This window comes from Clostridium sp. 19966, from assembly GCF_032335695.1.
In the GTDB taxonomy this organism is placed as follows: domain Bacteria; phylum Bacillota; class Clostridia; order Clostridiales; family Clostridiaceae; genus JACTOJ01.
Genome location: NZ_JACTOJ010000011.1, coordinates 94,623 through 115,111 on the forward strand (window position 1 = coordinate 94,623; position 20,489 = coordinate 115,111).

A 20,489-nucleotide genomic window follows, 5' to 3' on the forward strand; every position below is an offset into this window, starting at 1 on the left:
TTTTTTGTATAGACAATATTATAATACGTGAATAATAAAAAAAAGTATATAGAATAGAGGCCTATAAATAAGAAAAAAACACTGTAATTTTTAACAGTGTTTTAAACATAATTAAGCTCTAGTTTTTTTAGCTATTTCTATCTTTAATTTTCTACCGGAGAACTTTTTACCATTACAATTCTTAAGTATTGTATTTACTAAAGGCTCCTGAATATTAACAAAGGTAAATTTCTCTAATATGTCTATGCTTCCAACATTTTCACGGTTTACTCCAGCATTTTTATTTAAAAATTGAAGAAGGACTTTAGGAGTCAAACCATCTATTCTTCCTACAGTAAAGAACAATCTTATAAATTCTTCCGAAGATCCAATTTCGTTTTCTGTATAATCATAGCTGACTTCTTTGTCATATACTATCTTCATAAGTGCTGCAGCTACATCTACTAGAGTGAATTCATCATCCATCTCAGCAGCTAATTCCATAAACTTTTTATGTTCACCAGCTTCGATGGTGTCCTTAATTCTTGATAATATATTTTGGTATTTTGCATTAAAAATATCATCAACAGTAGGTATGTCTTTTCTCTTGATTTTACTCTTAGTAACCTTCTCTATCTGCTTAAGAGTAATGTATTCTCTAGCTGTAACAAGAGAGTAAGCCATTCCTTCTCTTTTAGCTCTTCCAGTTCTTCCTATTCTGTGTACGTAGGATTCTATATCCTGAGGAAGGTCGTAATTTATAACATGAGATACATTTTCTACATCTATACCTCTTGCTGCAACGTCAGTAGCAACTAGAAATTCTAGATTGCCTTCCTTAAATTTCCTTAAGGTGTTAAGTCTTTGGTTTTGGTTCATATCACCATGCATACCTTCAACATTGTAGCCTCTTGACTGAAGTCCTTCAACTAGCTCATCAACACCTTTTTTAGTCTTACAGAATATTATCGCAGCAGTAGGTTCATCCACATCAAGAATTCTGCAAAGGCATTCAAATCTGTCTTTTTGCTTAACTTCATAATAAAATTGAGATACAGTGGATACGGTCATAGCATTTTTTACTATAGAGATATGCTTTGAATCATTCTTTAGATATCGTTTAGCAAGCTTTTTAATTTCATCTGGCATGGTGGCTGAGAATAAAAGAGTTTGTCTTTCAGAGTTAGACTTCTTTATTATTTCCTCTATATCATCTATAAATCCCATATTAAGCATTTCGTCGGCTTCATCAAGCACTAAATACTCAATTTTAGATAAATCCAGCACATTTCTTCTTATAAGATCCAATACTCTTCCAGGAGTACCAACAACTATGTCCATTCCATTTCTTAATGCTCTTATTTGTCTGTCAATAGGCTGACCGCCATATACAGGTAAAAACTTGGCTTTAGAATATTTTCCTACTCTAGTAAGTTCATCGTTAACCTGAATTGCTAATTCTCTTGTAGGTGCTAGAATTAATGCAAATATAGAATCTTTTCTTTGGGTAAACTTACTTAAAATAGGTGCTCCAAAAGCTAGAGTTTTTCCAGTTCCTGTTTGAGCCTGACCTATTCCGTCAAATCCTTCTAAAAGTACAGGTATAACCTCTGCTTGAATACTTGATGGCTCTTCGAACCCCATATCATCAATAGCCTTTAGCACATTTTCGCTAAGACCTAAATCACTAAATTTTTTATTTTCCATTCATATTCCTCCAAACGTAAATCACTTCATTATAATATAGTATCTCAATAATAACAAGACTTAATTATAAAATACGATAGAAATATTTTATAATTTTGCGCCAAATATAGGAAACTTTTTTCAATATATGGTGTCTTATATATAGGATAATTGATATTATTAATTTTATAAGTGTTTTAATTTGGGGGAGCTGGCAAATGTATGGAAATTCAAATTTTGGAAGACTTAATTGAAAAGACGATTTCAGGAGATAAGGTTGCCTTTAGAAAGCTTTATGATGTGTATAAGGGCAAAGTATATGCTACAGCTAAAAATATTACCAAAGATGAAAAAGCAGCAGAAGATATTTTGCAGGAAGTCTTTGTAACGGTATATACAAAGTTATACAAACTTAAGAAAGCTGCAGCTTTTGAAGTGTGGCTTTACAAAATAGTAATTAACAGCTGCAACAACTATTTTAGAAAAAATAAAAGAAGTATTACCTGTGAAGACAGCATTATAGAAAATTTGTCAGGAGAAGCTGGAGAAATGCCAAATGAAATCATAGAAAGGAAGGAAGCCTATACTGAATTAAAAAGCTGTATAGACAGGTTGTCTGACAAACTAAAAATATGTATAATTTTTTATTATTTCAATGATATGAGCATAAAAGAAATTGCGGATATTTTAAATTGTTCAGAGGGTACGGTAAAGAGCAGACTATTCAAAGCTAAAAAAAATCTTGGAAAAGATTTAATGTCAATAGGAAGTGAGGAGGGAAAAGCATATGAATATAGATAAGCTATTAGAGGAAATGAAAGAAGAAAATAAGAAACATCCAAATTCTCAGGTATATGAAAAGTGCTGGAATAATATTCTCTCTTCAATAGAATTTAAAGAAAAACAAAATGACAAGCTATCTTTTAAATTTTATAAATTAAATAAAAAATATTATTTTTCAAAGATTGCTGCCGCTATACTTGTGGTGGCTATATCAGCATCAATTCCATTCGGACTAGAGTACGGCGAAAAATATATTAACAATAAAAAAAGTGGAATTCAGAACCAGAATGGTAAAGTAGCTTCAACCAAAAGTGATGAAAATAAAATTACTGATTCAGATACTGCAGTAAATTCGGAGAATCAGGTACCAAAGACCAATAGCTCGGAAGCAAGTCAGGATAGTGATCAAAGACCTGAAGCTAAAAATTTAGCTGAATACTATGTAAAGGCGTATAATGCTATTGAAAAAATAGGAGAAAGCAAATATAAGAAGTTTTCTATATATTCAAATCAGGAGTTGTATTACGATGTGGATGCCAAGAAAAATTATTATATGATAAGTCTATACGAGCAGAGAAGTGATAGTGTAATTCCTAAAGCAGAGCAGTATTACGTATATACTGATGATTTTTCTACAAAGCTTGAAAACAGTTATGGTCAAGATTACAATATTTCTGAAAACAGCATAGCTATATTGATAAATAAAGCAGATAATCTAGGTATAACAGATTATTCTGAAATAGCTAGAGATATAGGAGTATCAGGGAATTATACAAATTCTTTACCTGATAAGGGCAAGGATATACCAGATGATTCTTATATGTATAAAAATAATAAGAATATATATTACACCTATGATAGGAATAATGGCAGTCTGTATAAATACGATAGGAAAACTTCTATTAAAAAGCAGATATATAAATTAAATTTACAAGAATTCAGTATAGCCGCCATAGAGTTAAAAAAAGATATGGATGGTGATGGTAAGGAAGATGATATAAAATTTGACCCTGTCAGAAGCGTTCTCAGCATTGATGGAAGTTCTATACGGACAGACAGTAGCTGTGAGTTTTCCCAATTTGATATAGTAGATATATATAAGAAGGATAAGCATAGTGAAATATATTTAAAGTATAATTTAGATAATGATTATAAGGATAATTCATACTATATATATAAAAATGGTTCCATAAGTAAGATATTGAGCAGTGACGGTGCCCCGCAGATTGAAGCTGATGGGAAAATCTTATTTAAAGGAATGATATCTCAGTTTTTCTCTACCCATAGCAAGGATGAAGAATATCAATATTATAAAGACGACAGCTTTGGAAAAATAGAAAAGGATGTATATCCAGAGAATGATGGAACTAATAGCGGAAACATTCCTACACTTAAAGTAAAACATGATTTAAAGATATACAAGTCAAAGGATTCGACTGCAGTTGCAGCTACAGTTCATCCAGGAGAAGAGGTTAAGCTTCTTGGTACAGATGAGAAAAATTATGTTGAGATAGAAAGTGCCAGCGGCATAAAGGGATGGTTTAAATTTGATAAATATACTAATAAGGTAGAAGAATTAAATTTAGATGAAGCTGATGTGTTTGATAATATAGTGAGAGCAGGATAGACTAATAGAAAAAAGTGCATTTCAAAGGTATGGTACACATAATCTTTGAAATGTGCTTTTTTATTAGGTTAATATTCTAAAGTAATATAGGTTATGCTATACTGATAATATTAAATTTAAATTATTATGAGGTGATTTACATGAGAAAAATAGTTTTAGCTGGCGGCTGCTTCTGGGGAGTCGAAGCTTATTTTAATACAATAAATGGAGTCATAAATACTAAGGTAGGATACGCTAACGGAAATGTTGAAAACCCTACATATGAAATGGTATGCAAGAACACAACAGGCTTTTCAGAAGCATGCTATATAGAATACGATGAGCAGGTTCTGTCACTGAAAGAACTTTTAAATGCTTATTGGTTCATAGTAGATCCAACCATAGAAAATCGCCAGGGACACGACATAGGAACTCAGTATCGTACTGGAATATATTTTATAGAAGCTGAAGATGAATCGGCTATAAGAGAATCTCTAGAAGAAGAGCAGAAAAAGTATGAGAAGCCTATAGTTACAGAAGTGATTCCACTTAAGAATTTTTATGATGCAGAAGAATATCATCAGAAGTACTTGGATAAAAATCCAAATGGATACTGTCATATACCAAGAGAGCTTATAGAGAAAAAGAAATAAGGAAGGATATTCAATGAATATTTTAAATGTAGAGAATGTTACAAAAAGCTATAGCGAAAAAATGCTACTTAAGGATGTGAGCTTAGGTATAAATGATGGTGATAAAATAGGTGTGATAGGAGTAAATGGTACAGGAAAATCTACATTTTTAAAGATTATTGCAGGAGTAGAAGAAGCTGACCAAGGGAAAACAATTAAAAACAACTCTGCTTCTATAGAGTATCTGTCTCAAAATCCTGATTTTGACGAAGAAGCTACTGTATTAGAACAGATATTCAGCGGTAATTCTCCTATAATGATGGCCATAAAAGAATATGAAAAAAGCTTAGCATCAGGTGATGACCATAAAATAATAGCGCTATCACAGAAGATGGATGAGTTAAATGCATGGAATATGGAAACTGAAGCTAAAAATGTGCTTACTAAGCTTGGAATAACGGATTATACAGCTAAAGTTGGTAAGTTATCAGGTGGACAGAGAAAGAGAATAGCTCTTGCAGCTGCTCTTATAAAGTCCTCTGATTTGCTTATTCTAGATGAGCCTACTAACCATCTTGATAATGAAACTATAGATTGGTTAGAGCAATATCTAAATAAAAGAAATGGCGCCTTACTTATGATAACTCATGATAGGTATTTCTTGGACAGGGTTGTAAATAACATAATTGAGCTGGATGAAGGAAATCTATATAGATATAGCGGCAATTATAGCTTGTTTTTAGAGAAAAAGGCTGAGAGAGAAGATATAGAAGCTACAAATGAAAAGAAAAGATTATCCCTTTTCAAGAAGGAATTAGCTTGGATAAGAAGAGGAGCAAAAGCCAGAAGTACCAAGCAAAAGGCTAGAATAGATAGGTTTGAAGCCTTAAGCCAGCAAGGAAATGCAGCTTCTGAAGAGAAGCTTGATATTTCCTTGGAAGGAAGCAGGCTTGGTAAAAAAATAATTGAGCTTAAGCATATATCAAAGTATTATGAGGGAAAAACTATATTAGAGGATTTCGATTATATTGTGTTAAGAAATGATAGAATAGGTATAGTTGGTCCAAATGGCATAGGTAAATCTACACTTATGAACATAATAGCTGATAAGATAAAACCTGAAAAAGGCGAAGTAGAAATTGGAGAAACTGTTAAGATAGGAATGTACTCTCAGGAAAATACTTCAATGGATGAGAAGCTTAGAGTTATAGAATACGTCAGGGAAGTTGCAGAATGGATTACTGATGCTGAGGGTGAAAAAATAAGTGCGTCAAAAATGCTGGAAAGATTTCTTTTTCCTCCAGAAATGCAGTGGACTACCATTGGAAAGCTGTCAGGCGGTGAAAAGAGAAGGCTTTACCTTTTAAGAGTTTTGATGAGTGCACCTAATGTGCTTTTGATGGATGAACCTACCAATGATCTAGATATACAAACCCTTACTATATTGGAGGATTATATAGATAGCTTTAATGGAGCGGTCATAACAGTATCTCACGATAGATATTTTCTAGATAGAATTGCAGATAAAATTTTTGCTTTTCATGGAAATGGTAAAGTAACCATACATAATGGAAATTACTCTGATTTTAAAGAAGATATAAAAGCTGTGGAAGAAAGTATAGGCTTTGAGGATAAGAATAGAAAAAATGTGGATAAGAACAAGGAGCCTGTGGACAAAAAAAAAGAAAAAGCCTTAAAATTTTCTTATAAAGAGCAAAGAGAATATGAAGAAATAGATTCTGTAATAGAAAAAATAGAAAATGAAATAGCAGAGGTAGAAGCTAAAATAGAAGAAGCAGCATCAGATTATTCAGCTCTTCAGCAGCTGCTTTTAGAAAAAGAAAATCTAAAGCAAAGTTTAGATCAAACCATGGAAAGATGGGTATATCTAAATGAACTGGCAGAAAAAATAGAAAATCAGAAGAAATAAATTGAGTTTTCACCTCACCTATTATATAACAAAAATAAACAGCCTTACAATTTTGAGGCTGTTTTTGCTGTGCATTTTATAAGTGTCAGGTGCATATGTGGAAACACCATTGTTACTTAAGATGTCTCGAATATTGTAGTAATAAGAATGTCTGTCAGCGGCTGAAACAATCCACATCAAAATAGAAGTGATAAAGGTAACTAATATTGCATTTCCCAAATTGTCATAAAAACTTTTTTTACCTATGGATTTTAGTTCGTATGTTGAAAACATAAAAAACCTCCTTCTGCATATATGAAAATTATACCAAAATTTAAAGATATAAACAGTATAATAGTTGAGTTTTTTTGGAATTACTATAATTAAGTCATTCGTCACCTATTTTTTATTTCGGATTTAGGATAAAAATCTAATAATAATCCTAACAAAAAAGAGCTTATATTTTGTTAAAAGAATAAAATATGAAAAAAATATTAATGAATATGAAAAAATTTTCATACTGGTATGAAAAAAACATGAAAATTCGTTGACAATGTACGGCATATTGTTTATATTGGAATAGGAAAAAGAAGAGTTATATTTTGTGGAGGTGTCTTTTTAATGAATAAGAAAAAAGTGTTAGCTGTCGTAGCAGCATTGACTATAGCAGCTTCTTTATTTGCAGGATGTTCAAAAAAGAGCGATAATTCTGGAACTACTAGTGATTCAACTAAAAAATCATCCTTAAAGGTTGGACTTTCAACAGATGAAAGTGGAATAAATGATAAATCCTTTAACCAATCTGCTCATGAAGGATTACAGAAGGCTGTTAAAGATTTTGGAGTAGATTATAAGTACTTGGAATCAAAGAGTGCAGATGATTATCAGTCAAACCTAGATTCTCTAGTTGCTGACGGAAGACAATTAATATTCGGAGTTGGTTATCAGATGGCAGACACTGTTGGTGCTGAAGCTGATAAGAACAAAAATACAAAATTTGTTATAATAGATTCAGAGGTTAAGAAGGATAATGTTGTATCCTATGAGTTTAAAGCAAATGAAAGCTCATTCCTTGCCGGTGTTGTTGCAGCTAAGGCAACTAAGAGCAACAAGATAGGTTTCATAGGCGGTAAGGACGGAGATTTAATAAATGCTTTCGAAGTAGGCTTTGAAGCTGGTGTTCAATCAGTTAATCCAAGTGCTACAGTTAAAGCTATATATGTAAACAGCTTCGGTGATGCAAGTCTTGGTAAGACAGCAGCTGAGCAGCTTATAAATGATAACTATGACGTTATATACCATGCAGCTGGTCAGGTTGGAATGGGTATGTTCGAAGCTGTAAAGAATGCTAATGCAAACGGAAAGAAAGTTTGGGCAATCGGAGTTGATATGGATCAGTCAAAAACTGCTCCACAGTATGCAGATATAATACTTGCATCAGCATTAAAGAGAGTTGATATGGCAACTTATGCTGCTACAAAATCAGTTATAGACAACACTTTCAAGGGTAACACAGTTGTTTCACTAGGACTTAAAGAAGGCGGAGTTGATCTTGCTGAAACACATGTTGATTCAGCAACAGCAGATCTTGTTAAGAAGTACAGTGATGCAATAAAGGCTGATAAAATAAAGGTTCCTGCTACAAAAGCAGAATACAAAGAATTTAAGCCTACTACATTACAGTAATAGCATAAAAGAATCTAATTTAAAATTTAAAGAGCTAGATGTATAAAATATATATCTGGCTCTTTTATGATATTTATAATTCAAGAAGTATACTAATGGAAATATGGAAATGATTTACGGGTTTTTAAGGCAGTTATGGCGCTTAAAACCATATGTAAAACTTTCATATTGTACTAGCTTACTTTAAATTAATATGATAAAATTTTTGTGGCATTTATAAAAAAACATAGTCTGAGTTTTGAAAAAAATATCAGCATCTCAAAGCAATGACAAAATATGATTTATATGAATAATAAGCTGAATGGAGGTTAATGTATGACCAAGGTTGTAGAAATGAAAAATATAACCAAGGTTTTTCCAGGAACTGTAGCTAATGACAATGTGGATTTCGATTTAAATAAAGGTGAAACCCACGTTCTTCTTGGGGAAAATGGAGCTGGAAAAACCACACTTATGAATGTATTATATGGACTTTATAAGCAGGAAAAGGGCGAAATATATGTAAGCGGAAATTTAGTGAATATAAATAGTCCTAAGGATGCTATAAATCATGGGATAGGTATGGTGCATCAGCATTTTATGCTTGTTCATAATTTTAGCGTGGCTGAAAATATAATCCTAGGAATAGAGCCTAAAAAAGGACTAAAGGTTGATATAAATAGAGCTATAAAAGACGTAAAAGAGCTTTCCGAAAAGTATGGCTTTAATATAGATCCTAATGCAATTATAGAAGATATAACAGTAGGTCAGCAGCAAAAAGTAGAGATACTTAAGGCTTTATACAGAGGTGCTGAAATTCTCATATTGGATGAACCTACTGCAGTACTTACTCCTCAGGAAATAAAAGAGCTTGGGAATATCATAGATAATTTAAAAGCTCAAGGTAAATCTGTAATACTTATAACTCATAAGCTTAAAGAAGTAATGAGTATGAGCGATAGAGTAACTATTATAAGAAGAGGAAAGGTTACTGGAACTGTGAACACAAAGGACACCAATATAGATCAATTAGCTGAGCTTATGGTAGGGAGAAAAGTTAATCTAGTAGTAAATAAGAGCGAAGCTAAAATTGGCGATGTGGTGCTTGAAATAAATGATTTAGTAGTTAAAGATCACAGAGGTGTTGAGGCAGTTAAAAATTTAAATTTAAAGCTTAGGGCTGGTGAAATACTTGGCATAGCAGGTGTAGACGGAAATGGTCAGAGCGAATTTCTAGAAGCTTTAACTGGACTTAGACCTGCAGAGAATGGTTCTATAAAAATAAAAGGTAAAGAAGTAATAAATAAATCTACTAAAGAGATAATGGATTGCGGAGTTGGAAATGTCCCTGAGGATAGACATAAGCGAGGACTTGTACTTAATATGCCTCTATACGAGAATGCTATCTTAGGTATTCATAAAGAAAAGCAGTTCACTAAAGGTATAGCACTGAACTATAAAGCTATAAAGGAGCACTGCAGAAAGCTTATAAAGGATTTTGATGTTAGAACTCCAAACGAAGAGGTAGCTGCTTCGGCACTTTCTGGAGGTAACCAGCAGAAGCTTATAGTAGCAAGAGAAATTACAAAGGATCCATCTCTTTTGATAGTAGCTCAGCCTACCAGAGGACTTGATGTTGGCGCCATAGAGTATATTCATAGCAGAATAGTTCAGGAAAGAGATAATGGAAAAGCAGTTCTTTTGGTATCCCTTGAGCTAGATGAAATAATGTCCTTGGCTGATAGAATTTCAGTAATATATGACGGATCAATTATAGATACCTTAGATGGTAAGGATGCAACAGAGCAAAAGCTTGGAATACTCATGGCTGGGGGAAATTTAAATAAGGATAAAATAGAGAACAGGGGTGAATAACTTGGAGAATAAGAAGTCTAAAAATAGTATTTTTAGTATAGTCAGCCCAATATTATTTCCATTATTAGCTATAGTGGTAGCACTATTAGTTTCTGTATTCTTTGTAATGTGGGCAAAATCTTATAGCATATTACAGTTTTTTGATGGTTTTAGCGATTTAACTTCTACAGTATGGAAGGGAAGCTTTGGCTCGGAGATGTCAACCATGAATACTCTCTTTTATACCACTCCGCTAATATTTACTGGTATTGCAAATGCTGTAGCTTTTAAGACAGGACTTTTTAATATAGGTACAGAAGGCCAGTTTATAATAGGAATGATAACAGCAGCTGTAGTTGGACAAATAACTGGACTTCCAGCTATAATACATCTTCCATTAATATTTTTGAGCGGAATGCTTTTAGGTGGAATATGGGCTGGAATCCCAGGATATATTAAGGCAAAGACTGGAACCAGCGAAGTTATAAACACTATAATGATGAACTATATAGCTTTATATCTGACAGATTATATAATAAGAAGAACTCCGCTAGGTATAGCTAAAAAAGCTTCAACTCCAATGATTGCAGAAAGTGCAAGACTTGCAAGATTTATAGATAAGTATCAGGCTAATGTGGGAATTATAATAGGAGTAGTAATAGCTATATTCATAGCTTGGCTACTTTGGAAAACAGTAATAGGCTATGAGCTTAGAAGCGTAGGAATGAATAGATTCGGAGCAGAGTATGGTGGAATAAATGTAAAGAAAAACATAGTTCTTGCTATGGCATTATCAGGAGTAATCGCAGCTTTAGGTGGAGTTATCCATGTAACTGGAGGAAAGTTCTATATGGATGATATGACTAACCTACCTGGCTATGGATTTACAGGTATGGCAGTTGCACTTCTTGCAAAGAGTAATCCTATAGGCTGTTTATTCTCAGCTCTTTTATTTGGAGCTCTTAACAGCAGCGCAAAGACCCTGCAGCTTAATGGAATTCCAAAGGAAATAGTATCCTTGATACAGGGTGTTGTAATCATATTTATAGCTACAGATTATATAGTTAAATATATTAATGATAAAAAGAAAAAGGAGGCGATGATACATGAGTAGTGTAAATGTAATAGTTCAGCTTATAGCATCTATGCTTGCATTAGCTACGCCTCTAATATTTGCGGCTCTAGGCGGTGTATTTTCTGAACGTTCAGGAGTTGTTAACCTTGGGTTAGACGGTATGATGGTAATGGGTGCCTTTTTCAGCGTATATGGTTCTCATGTAAGCGGAAGTCCTTATGTTGGAATATTATTTGCTGTCATAGCTGGATGCTTGATTGCTCTTTTACATGCTTTCTTAAGCATAAGCTTAAAGGCTGATCAGACGATTTCAGGTACAGCGATAAATCTTTTTGCTACAGCCTTAGCAGCTTTCTTAATACTTAAATTATTTCATAAAGGTGGTCAGACAGACGGAGTTAATCCCTTGCCCTATCACGTAGCAGGCTGGCTTAGGAATATACCTGTCTTAGGAAGTCTTTTTGATGGTCTCAATTGGTTTGTATTTTTAGCTATAGCAGCCGTAATAATATCTCATTTTGTTCTCTATAAAACTGCTTGGGGACTTAGAGTAAGATCCGTAGGAGAGCATCCTAAGGCAGCAGATACCTTAGGAATAAATGTATACAAAACTAGATATATATGTGTTGCTATTTCAGGAATATTAGCTGGAATAGGCGGAGCGGCATTAACTTTAGGTTCAGTGCCTTTGTATAGTGATGGAATGGTTTCAGGAAGAGGCTTTATAGCTTTGGCTGCCGTAATATTTGGTAACTGGAAACCAGTAGGCTCCTTCTTAGCATGCCTATTGTTCAGCCTTGCTCAGGCTGTTCAGCTGAAGTCTCAGCTTTTAGGCTTGAATCTTCCTTCAGAGCTTTATAGTGTATTCCCATATTTAGTTACCATGATCGCTTTAGCTGGTTTTGTTAAGAAAACTCAGCCGCCGGCAGCAGATGGTATACCTTACGAAAAGGGTCAAAGATAATATTTAAAATAGTTAATATTGAGAGGACGTAATTATGGGTGTTACTATAAATGATATAGCGGAAAAAGCTGAAGTATCATTAGCAACGGTATCAAGGGTAATCAATAACTCTGGGTATGTAAGCAAAGCCACCCGGGCAAAGGTTATGAAAGTCATAACTGAGTTAAATTATACTCCTAGCGGCATTAAAAGCTTCAAGGATGAAGAAACTAATACCGTTGGTGTTATTGTACCTAATATTTCAGACCCTTACTTTGGAGAAATAGTAAAATGCATTGGAGAAATTGCTGAGAGATACGATTATAATATATCAATATTTAATACCAATGATGAAATATATAAGGAAATCAAAGCCTTGGCTCTTCTAAAACAAAGTAAGGTAAAAGGTATCATAATGATACCTGCCTTCGGGGAAGGCAGCTTTGATAATGATTATTTTAAAACCTTGGATAGTATAGGAATGCCATTAGTACTTGTGGCGGCCAGTATAAGATATGCAAGCTTTAATGGAGTTTTTGTAGACAATGTAAAAGGAGGCTTTGATGCTGCTAATCTTTTAATACAAGAGGGGCATGAAAGAATTGCTATAATAACTGGCAACTTGGGTTCCGAGCCTTCCTTTGACAGACTTATAGGCTATAAAAAAGCTTTAACTATGAATAATATGGCTATAAATGAAGAATATATTTTTGAGGGAAATTATAAACCGGAGAGCGGATATAATATAACAAAAGAGATATTGAATATGGAGGATAAGCCTACAGCTTTATTGGTGGGAAGCAGTATGATGACTATAGGCTGCATAAGGGCACTGAATGAAAAAGGCTTGAAAACACCTGAGGACATAGCTATAATTGGATTTGACAAAGTAGATATATTAAATTATTTAGGACTAAATGTAAGCTATGTTGACGTCTCTGCTAAAAGCCTAAGCCAGGAAGCAATAAAAATATTGTTTGAACTTATGCAAAATGATGACAGCGGTGAAGTTAGAACTATAACTATATCTCCAAAGATAGAAGCAAAGGGCTCAGAGAAGTATATAAATAAATCTTAATAGCGGATGCATTAGCCGGAAGGGTGGTAAATATGAATTTAGCAAAATATTTTGATCATACTATATTAAAACCTGAAGCTACTGAGGAAGCGGTAAAAAGATTATGCAGTGAGGCAAAGCAGTATAGCTTTGCTTCAGTTTGCGTAAACCCTTTTTATGCTAAAACAGTAAGCGAAGAACTTAAGGGAACGGAAGTAAAAACTTGTGTAGTTATCGGCTTCCCTTTAGGAGCAAACATAAAGGAAGTTAAGGCCTTTGAAGCTAAAAAGGCTATGGAAGATGGTGCTCAGGAAGTTGATATGGTAATAAACATAGGAGCATTGAAAGATAAGAAGTATGATGTAGTTAAAGAAGATATAGCAGCGGTGTTTAATGAAACTAAAGGTAAGGCGCTTCTAAAGGTTATTATAGAAACCTGCCTGCTTACAGATGAAGAGAAGGTTAAAGTATGCACTATCTGTAAGGAAGTTGGAGTTGAATATGTTAAGACTTCTACAGGATTTTCTACTTCAGGAGCTAAGGTAGAAGATGTTAAGCTTATGAGAGAAACCGTTGGAGAAGAAATGGGAGTAAAAGCATCAGGCGGAATAAGAGATTATAAAACTGCTGCAGCTATGATAGGAGCAGGAGCCAGCAGAATAGGTGTAAGTGCCAGCGTTTCTATTATGGAAGAAAGTAAAAATAATCTCTAGGAGAATATCATTATGAGAATGTATGATTTAATAATCAAAAAAAGAAACGGTGAAGAGCTTACTAAGGAAGAAATAAATTATTTCATAGAAAATTATACTAAAGGAAGTATTCCCGATTATCAAGTGTCTGCTCTTATGATGGCAATATTCTTTCAGAAGATGAATATGAGGGAGACCGCAGACCTTACCATGGCCATGGTCCATTCCGGAGATGTGCTTGATTTATCAAAAATAGAAGGCATAAAAGTAGATAAGCATAGCACAGGCGGAGTTGGAGATACTACTTCTTTAGTGCTTACACCAATGGTGGCAGCTCTAGGCATTCCAGTAGCTAAGATGTCAGGAAGAGGTCTTGGTCATACCGGCGGCACTATAGATAAGCTTGAATCCTTTAAGGGTTTTTCAGTAGAAATCACAGAAGAACAATTTATTGAAAATGTTAATACAAGAAAGCTAGGATTAATGGCTCAGACTGCTGATTTAGCACCAGCGGATAAAAAGCTTTATGCCCTTAGAGATGTTACAGGAACTGTAGATAATATATCCTTGATATCTTCAAGCATAATGAGTAAAAAAATAGCGGCAGGAGCTGACTGCATAGTTTTAGATGTAAAAGTAGGTGACGGAGCTTTTATGAAAAATTATGAGGATGCTGAAAGATTGGCTGAGGCTATGGTTAGCATAGGAAATAATGTAGGCAGAAAAACTGTAGCAGTAATATCCGATATGGATCAGCCTCTGGGGCTTGCCATAGGAAATGCCCTTGAGGTTAAGGAAGCTTTAGATACCCTTAAGGGAGAAGGACCAGAAGATCTTCTGGAACTTTGCCTTACCCTAGGAAGCCACATGGTAGTCTTGGCTAAAAAGGCTGAAAATGTAGGAGAAGCTAGAGAAAAGCTTTTGAAAACTATAAAAGATGGTTCTGCTTTAGCTAAATTCAAAGAATTTGTTGATGCTCAAGGCGGAGAGGGGGCTGCGGTTTATGACAGCAGTCTTTTGCCTAAAGCAAAATATGTTTTTGAAGTTAAGAGCGATAAGGATGGCTATGTTTCAAAGATACATTCTGAAGACATGGGACTTATAGCTATGGAGCTGGGAGCTGGAAGAGCCACAAAGGAAGATAAAATAGATTTAGCTGTAGGAATAGTATTAAACAAAAAAAGAGGAATCAAGGTGTCTAAGGGAGATACTATTGCTTATATACATGCTAATGATGAAGATAAAATACATAAGGCCGCAAAAGATATATTAGAAAATTATGAGATAGTACCTGCTTATGAGAATAGTATACCTTTGGTATATGGTATAATAGAGTAAGAAGGAGGTATTAAGCTTATGATAAATAGAGTAATATGGATAGTTTTAGACAGCGTAGGCATGGGAGAAATGCCGGATGCAGCAAAATACGGAGATGAAGGTTCAAATACCATAGGAAATGTATCTAAGTTCCTGGGAGGACTTAAGGTACCTAATATGGAAGCTATAGGACTTGGAAATATAGATGGAATTAAAGGCTTAAAGAAGGCTGAACATCCTACTGGCTGCTTTGCTAGATTTGAAGAAGCTTCTAATGGTAAGGATACCACCACTGGACATTGGGAAATGGGCGGAATAATATCTGAAGTACCTTTTCCAACCTATCCTGATGGGTTCTCGAAAGATGTAGTAGAGGCTTTTGAAAAAGCTGTAGGGAGAAAGATTATAGGCAATAAGCCTGCATCAGGTACAGTTATACTTGATGAGCTTGGGGAAGAACATATGAAAACAGGCAAACCTATAGTGTATACTTCTGCAGACAGCGTATTTCAGATAGCGGCTCATGAAGAGGTCATACCTTTAGAAGAGTTATATGATATGTGTAAAAAAGCCAGGGCTATGCTTACAGGCAAGCATGCAGTGGCACGTGTAATAGCTAGACCATTTTTAGGAAAGCCAGGAGCTTTCACAAGAACTCCTAACAGAAGAGATTTTTCATTGCTTCCACCGGAGGAAACAGTTTTGGTAAAAATTCAGAAGTCTGGACTTAATGTGATGGCTGTAGGAAAGATTGAAGATATATTTACTGGCCAGGGAGTTACAGAAGCAGTTCATACTAAAGACAACATGGATGGAGTAGATAAGACTCTAGAGTATATGGCTCAAGATAAGAAAGGGCTTATTTTTACTAATCTAGTGGACTTTGATATGAAGTGGGGACATAGAAATGATCCTGAAAGCTACGGAAGAGGCTTGGAGGCTTTTGATGTAAGGCTTAAGGAAATAACTGATGCTATGAAGGATACGGATGTTCTATTCATAACTGCAGACCATGGCTGTGATCCAACCACACCAAGTACTGACCATTCCAGAGAATATGTTCCGTTTATTGCTTATGGAAAGGCATTAAAGGAAAATATAAATCTTGGAACAAGAAAAACCTTCTCAGATATGGGGCAGACTGTTGCTGACATATTTGGAGTTGAAAAAATAATTGACGGTGAAAGCTTTTTAAAGGAAATTTTAAAGTAAGGCTGTGTTTTAGAGTCTGCTAAAAAGCATAGCAGATTTAAAACAAAGTCTAAAGTAGTATTGTTTTTATAAATAGGAGGATTTTACAATGAGCGTTCATATAGGAGCAAAAGAAGGACAGATAGCAGAAAGTATTCTACTTCCAGGAGATCCGCTTAGAGCAAAGTTTATAGCAGAGACATTTTTAGAAAATGCAGAATGCTATAACGAAGTAAGAGGAATGTATGGTTTTACTGGAACCTACAAAGGAAAGAGAGTATCAGTTCAAGGAACTGGTATGGGAATGCCATCCATATCCATATATGTTACAGAGCTTATCCAAGCTTATGGAGTTAAAAATTTAATAAGAGTAGGTACCTGCGGAGGGCTTCAAACCAGCGTAAAGGTTAGAGATATGATAATAGGAATGGCAGCTTCCACAGATTCAAACATGAATAGCCTAACCTTTGAAGGAAGAAGCTTTGCACCTACAGCAAGCTTTAAGCTTTTGAAGAAGGCTTATGAAGTAGCGGTAGAAAAGGGCTTTGATCCAAAGGTTGGTCAGATAGTAAGCTCAGATGTATTCTATGATGATGCACAGAGCTGGAAGCTTTGGGCTAAATACGGAGCTCTAGGAGTTGAAATGGAAGCAGCTGCACTTTACACTATAGCAGCTAAATTCGGAGTTGATGCTCTTGGAATAATGACAGTAAGCGATCATCTAGTAACAGGAGAGTTAACAACAGCTGAAGAGAGACAGACTACTTTCACAAAAATGATAGAAACTGCTCTTGAAGTAGCAACTAATGTATAGCTCCAAATTTAAAGCGGCCTCGGCCGCTTTTTTCTTTTATAAAAAACTAGTAAGTGTTGATTTTATAATTTAAGATAGGGTAATATAAAACTATATAGAAATTGTCTGCACAATTAACTTATCCAAAAGGCAGGTTGCTTCAATTATAGAATTCCTGCTTTACATAGATAAACATATTAAATGTTTTGATGGAGCTTCGTATTATGATAAATAAAGTTAAAACCACGGTTATAATAATAAATTACTGCACAATTATATTAACTCTTCTCATAAGCTGCTTAAACAATAATGAAAAGGATATGCTTTTAGTGTTCTTATATTTCATGCTGTTATTTTCCTATTCCATTAGAACCTTTTTCATAAGCAGCTATATGCAGAGAGGGATTAAAAGTCGTATAGTTTTATTTTTAGGTTATTTGCTAGAGGTAGCCTTCATATTTTTAATAAATAGGTTCGATCCAACCAGGGTAACCCTTGCCTGCTATATTATTGTTCTTGATGATGCAGTGATGAACAGAAGCCAGAGAACTGGAATAGTAACCTCATTAATAGTATATTTATTCTCTTCTTTTTCCATAGTATTATATATGGATTATGCTATGAATAGAGCTCTTCCAACCATATTGCTAAGCCTTCCCATATATTTGGTGATGTATATAATATTTTTCCTTATTAAATATCTCATAATGCAGACAGAAATCATAGAAGAAAATCTAAAGGATATAACAGTAAAAAAACTAGAAAAAGATATAGTGTATGATGAATTAAAGGAAGCTTATAAGAGAGTAGAAAACCTAACGGCAATGAAGGAAAGAAATAGAATTGCCAGGGAAATTCATGACACAGTTGGTCATACGCTTACTACAGTGTTGGTGGAAATAGAGGCTTCTAAGAGGCTTATAAATAAAGATACAGGAAAAGCACTAGATAAATTAAATTTAGCTCAGGAACAAGTGAGAAAGGGATTAAACGATATAAGAAGCTCTGTGAGGATACTTGAGAATGGACAAGAAATTATGAGCTTTTCCCAATCTCTTAATGCAATAATAGAGGATACTAAAAAGCATTCAGAGGTAGCTATAAAAACTCAAATAGAAGAAATAAACTTAACAGAAGAGCAGGGAAAGGTAATACTATCGGCTTTATTAGAGGGCCTTACTAATGGCATAAGACATGGTAAGAGCACTGCCTTTTTGTTTAGGCTTTTGAATAAGAATGGACACATATTTTTTTCTCTTTCAGATAATGGCAGAGGGACGGCAGTGCTTACTCCAGGCTTTGGACTTAAAGCCATGAGGGAGAGGGTAGAGGAGCTTGGAGGAAGGCTTTCTATCAACACCTGCCCAGAGGAAGGGTTAGAATTATGTATAGAGTTATGAGGTGAATTATGAAGAAAATAGATATTATAATAGCTGATGATCAGACCCTTATGAGAGATGGTCTGAAAACTATATTGGAGCTGGAAGATAATTTTAATATCCTAGGGCTTGCTAGTAATGGAGCGGAGGTTCTAGAGCTCTGCAGGCAACAGGCTCCTGACATTGTGCTTATGGACATAAGAATGCCTGAAATGGATGGAGTGCAGTGCACTAAGGAGCTTAAGAGGCTCTACCCTTCGGTGAAGGTGCTTATTCTTACTACCTTCAATGATGTAGAGTATATAATTCAAGCTATAAATTATGGCGCAGCAGGCTATATACTTAAGGATATAGAAGGAGACGCTCTAATAAAAGCCATAAACGATGCTTACAAAGGACAATTTATGCTGCCTAATGATGTAGCAAGAAAGCTAGTAAATAAGATTTATGAGAGCACTGATTACATAGTGGAAGAAAGTAAAAGTATAGAAGACTTTACTGAAAGAGAAATGGATATAGCCAAGATGATGGCGGAAGGCTTTAACAATAAACAGATTGCAGCCTCTCTATTCATATCTGAAGGTACGGTGAAAAATTATATAAGCAATATATACTCTAAGCTGGGCACTTCTGATAGAACCACTGCGGCCATAACAATAAAGAAACTTATAACCAAATAATTACTCCGGTCATAGAAAATGTGACCGGGGTAACTTTTTTATTACTGTAAAAATTTCGTATAATTACAGAGATGAAAGTTTTGGAAAGGAAGTGAGTGCTTTGAAACCTTTATCCGTGATAAATTATAATATCAACAATAAAAAAAGATTTGTCACCTCGATAATTTCAGTATTTGTGGCAGTGGTATTTATCTATGTATTTTATTCTCTTTTAGCCTCTTTAAATTCTTCTGTTCACTTTATTACAGTGGAAAATTATAAAAATCATTCCGAAGTGACAGAGTATAGTAAAAGTGAACCTATAGAGGACGATATATTGAAAACTTTAGAAGACAATAAGGATGTAGATAAGCTAGTACCATTTATGAATTATGGTTTAAGATACAGCGTACCCGGTACTATTACTCAGGTAGATGCGTTAGCTTTAAGAAGCAGCGATATGAGCTACGTGATGAATGAGTATGGAGCTTCTATCAAAGAAGGAAGACTGCCTGAAGAAGGTAAAAATGAGATAGCAATATATGATAAAGTTGCGCTAAATAAAAAAGTAAAGCTTGGAGATAAGGTAGGGAGCAGCATAAATCAATTTGACAATTTAAATGGAGAATATAAAATTGTAGGGATATTAAAGGGTAATACAATGCTTTCTATAGTGAGTGCAAATGATTCTACGATGCCCAATTATGCTGATGAGCAGCAGAATCTGCATAGAGGAATTTTAATATTTCCTAAGGAAGGAAAGCTTGAAAATGTGAATAGCACAGTAGAAAATCTGGATCAGGGAAAGGTAAAGCTGATGACCTTAAATTTTGCTCAGAAAGAGTTTGACAGCAGTATGAATATAATGAGCGTGCTGGATATCATATGTTTATTATCAATAATACTGATGGTAATTACAGTAGGCAGCACAAAATATGTGCATTTTTTCAATAGAAGAGAAGAGCTTGGGATTTTAAATGCTATGGGCTATAGCAAGAAAGAAATTTTAGTTAGAGCAATAAAAGAGGTAGCAGCACTAAATGGGATAGCTTATTTGATAGGCTTGGCAGCTGCCATAGGCATAAGCTGTCTCATGGCTCAAAATATGTTTGATAGTAAAGGGGCCATAGGTATTGTTATCAACAGAAAATCAATAATCATGTCCTTATATATTCCTTTATTCACCACTCTTTTTACTGTAGTTCCTATAAATATGATGATTAACAAGCTTGATCCAATAAAGATGATTGAAAGTAACTAGGAGGTATT

18 protein-coding genes are annotated in these 20,489 nt (G+C 34.5%); 16 read left to right on the forward strand and 2 right to left on the reverse strand.

What is annotated here, in order from left to right; translation table 11 throughout:
• Positions 1–111: 111 nt before the first annotated feature.
• The gene (locus IAI10_RS12975; protein ID WP_315673703.1) at positions 112–1,686 is read right to left on the reverse strand and encodes a DEAD/DEAH box helicase; all 1,575 of its coding nucleotides are present in this window, start codon (positions 1,684–1,686) and stop codon (positions 112–114) included.
• 201 nt (positions 1,687–1,887) lie between these two features.
• Between IAI10_RS12975 and IAI10_RS12980 the strand changes: the two genes are divergently transcribed.
• The 4 genes from IAI10_RS12980 to IAI10_RS12995 all read left to right on the forward strand — a co-directional run bounded on the left by IAI10_RS12980 (position 1,888) and on the right by IAI10_RS12995 (position 6,616).
• Positions 1,888–2,466: a sigma-70 family RNA polymerase sigma factor gene (locus tag IAI10_RS12980; protein ID WP_315673704.1), complete on the forward strand. Its 579-nt coding sequence runs from the start codon at positions 1,888–1,890 to the stop codon at positions 2,464–2,466.
• Complete coding sequence (locus tag IAI10_RS12985; protein ID WP_315673705.1) at positions 2,453–4,075, forward strand: hypothetical protein; 1,623 nt, start codon at positions 2,453–2,455, stop codon at positions 4,073–4,075. The genes IAI10_RS12980 and IAI10_RS12985 overlap by 14 nt, the downstream gene beginning before the upstream one ends.
• 140 nt (positions 4,076–4,215) lie before the next feature.
• The gene (msrA, locus tag IAI10_RS12990; protein WP_315673706.1) at positions 4,216–4,707 is read left to right on the forward strand and encodes a peptide-methionine (S)-S-oxide reductase MsrA; all 492 of its coding nucleotides are present in this window, start codon (positions 4,216–4,218) and stop codon (positions 4,705–4,707) included.
• Positions 4,708–4,720: 13 nt separating this feature from the next.
• Positions 4,721–6,616, forward strand: coding sequence for an ABC-F family ATP-binding cassette domain-containing protein (locus tag IAI10_RS12995; RefSeq protein WP_315673707.1), 1,896 nt, complete (start codon positions 4,721–4,723; stop codon positions 6,614–6,616).
• 21 nt (positions 6,617–6,637) lie between these two features.
• Here the strand turns inward: IAI10_RS12995 and IAI10_RS13000 are convergent, their stop codons facing one another.
• Positions 6,638–6,889: a hypothetical protein gene (locus IAI10_RS13000; RefSeq protein ID WP_315673708.1), complete on the reverse strand. Its 252-nt coding sequence runs from the start codon at positions 6,887–6,889 to the stop codon at positions 6,638–6,640.
• 327 nt (positions 6,890–7,216) lie between these two features.
• Between IAI10_RS13000 and IAI10_RS13005 the strand changes: the two genes are divergently transcribed.
• The 12 genes from IAI10_RS13005 to IAI10_RS13060 all read left to right on the forward strand — a co-directional run bounded on the left by IAI10_RS13005 (position 7,217) and on the right by IAI10_RS13060 (position 20,481).
• On the forward strand, positions 7,217–8,281 hold the full coding sequence (locus IAI10_RS13005; RefSeq protein ID WP_315673709.1) for a BMP family ABC transporter substrate-binding protein: 1,065 nt from the start codon (positions 7,217–7,219) through the stop codon (positions 8,279–8,281).
• Positions 8,282–8,596: 315 nt separating this feature from the next.
• Positions 8,597–10,135, forward strand: coding sequence for an ABC transporter ATP-binding protein (locus tag IAI10_RS13010; protein WP_315673710.1), 1,539 nt, complete (start codon positions 8,597–8,599; stop codon positions 10,133–10,135).
• 1 nt (position 10,136) lies between these two features.
• Positions 10,137–11,228, forward strand: coding sequence for an ABC transporter permease (locus IAI10_RS13015; RefSeq protein WP_315673711.1), 1,092 nt, complete (start codon positions 10,137–10,139; stop codon positions 11,226–11,228).
• A complete protein-coding gene (locus tag IAI10_RS13020; protein WP_315673712.1) occupies positions 11,221–12,153 on the forward strand; it encodes an ABC transporter permease in 933 nt (310 codons plus the stop codon). The genes IAI10_RS13015 and IAI10_RS13020 overlap by 8 nt, the downstream gene beginning before the upstream one ends.
• Before the next feature lie 34 nt (positions 12,154–12,187).
• Positions 12,188–13,210, forward strand: a complete 1,023-nt coding sequence (locus tag IAI10_RS13025) for a LacI family DNA-binding transcriptional regulator (protein ID WP_315673713.1) — start codon at positions 12,188–12,190, stop codon at positions 13,208–13,210.
• 32 nt (positions 13,211–13,242) lie between these two features.
• Positions 13,243–13,902, forward strand: coding sequence for a deoxyribose-phosphate aldolase (gene deoC, locus IAI10_RS13030; RefSeq protein ID WP_315673714.1), 660 nt, complete (start codon positions 13,243–13,245; stop codon positions 13,900–13,902).
• Between the two features lie 12 nt (positions 13,903–13,914).
• Positions 13,915–15,219, forward strand: a complete 1,305-nt coding sequence (locus IAI10_RS13035; RefSeq protein ID WP_315673715.1) for a pyrimidine-nucleoside phosphorylase — start codon at positions 13,915–13,917, stop codon at positions 15,217–15,219.
• Positions 15,220–15,237: 18 nt separating this feature from the next.
• Complete coding sequence (locus IAI10_RS13040; protein ID WP_315673716.1) at positions 15,238–16,410, forward strand: phosphopentomutase; 1,173 nt, start codon at positions 15,238–15,240, stop codon at positions 16,408–16,410.
• A gap of 88 nt (positions 16,411–16,498) precedes the next feature.
• Entirely contained in the window at positions 16,499–17,203 is a 705-nt protein-coding gene (gene deoD / locus IAI10_RS13045) for a purine-nucleoside phosphorylase (protein ID WP_315673717.1), read from the forward strand.
• Between the two features lie 203 nt (positions 17,204–17,406).
• Positions 17,407–18,582 (forward strand): sensor histidine kinase, encoded by a 1,176-nt coding sequence (locus tag IAI10_RS13050; protein ID WP_315673718.1) that lies wholly within the window; start codon positions 17,407–17,409, stop codon positions 18,580–18,582.
• Between the two features lie 8 nt (positions 18,583–18,590).
• On the forward strand, positions 18,591–19,241 hold the full coding sequence (locus IAI10_RS13055) for a response regulator transcription factor (RefSeq protein WP_315673719.1): 651 nt from the start codon (positions 18,591–18,593) through the stop codon (positions 19,239–19,241).
• A gap of 91 nt (positions 19,242–19,332) precedes the next feature.
• On the forward strand, positions 19,333–20,481 hold the full coding sequence (locus tag IAI10_RS13060; protein WP_315673720.1) for an ABC transporter permease: 1,149 nt from the start codon (positions 19,333–19,335) through the stop codon (positions 20,479–20,481).
• The last annotated feature ends 8 nt before the right edge of the window (positions 20,482–20,489 follow it).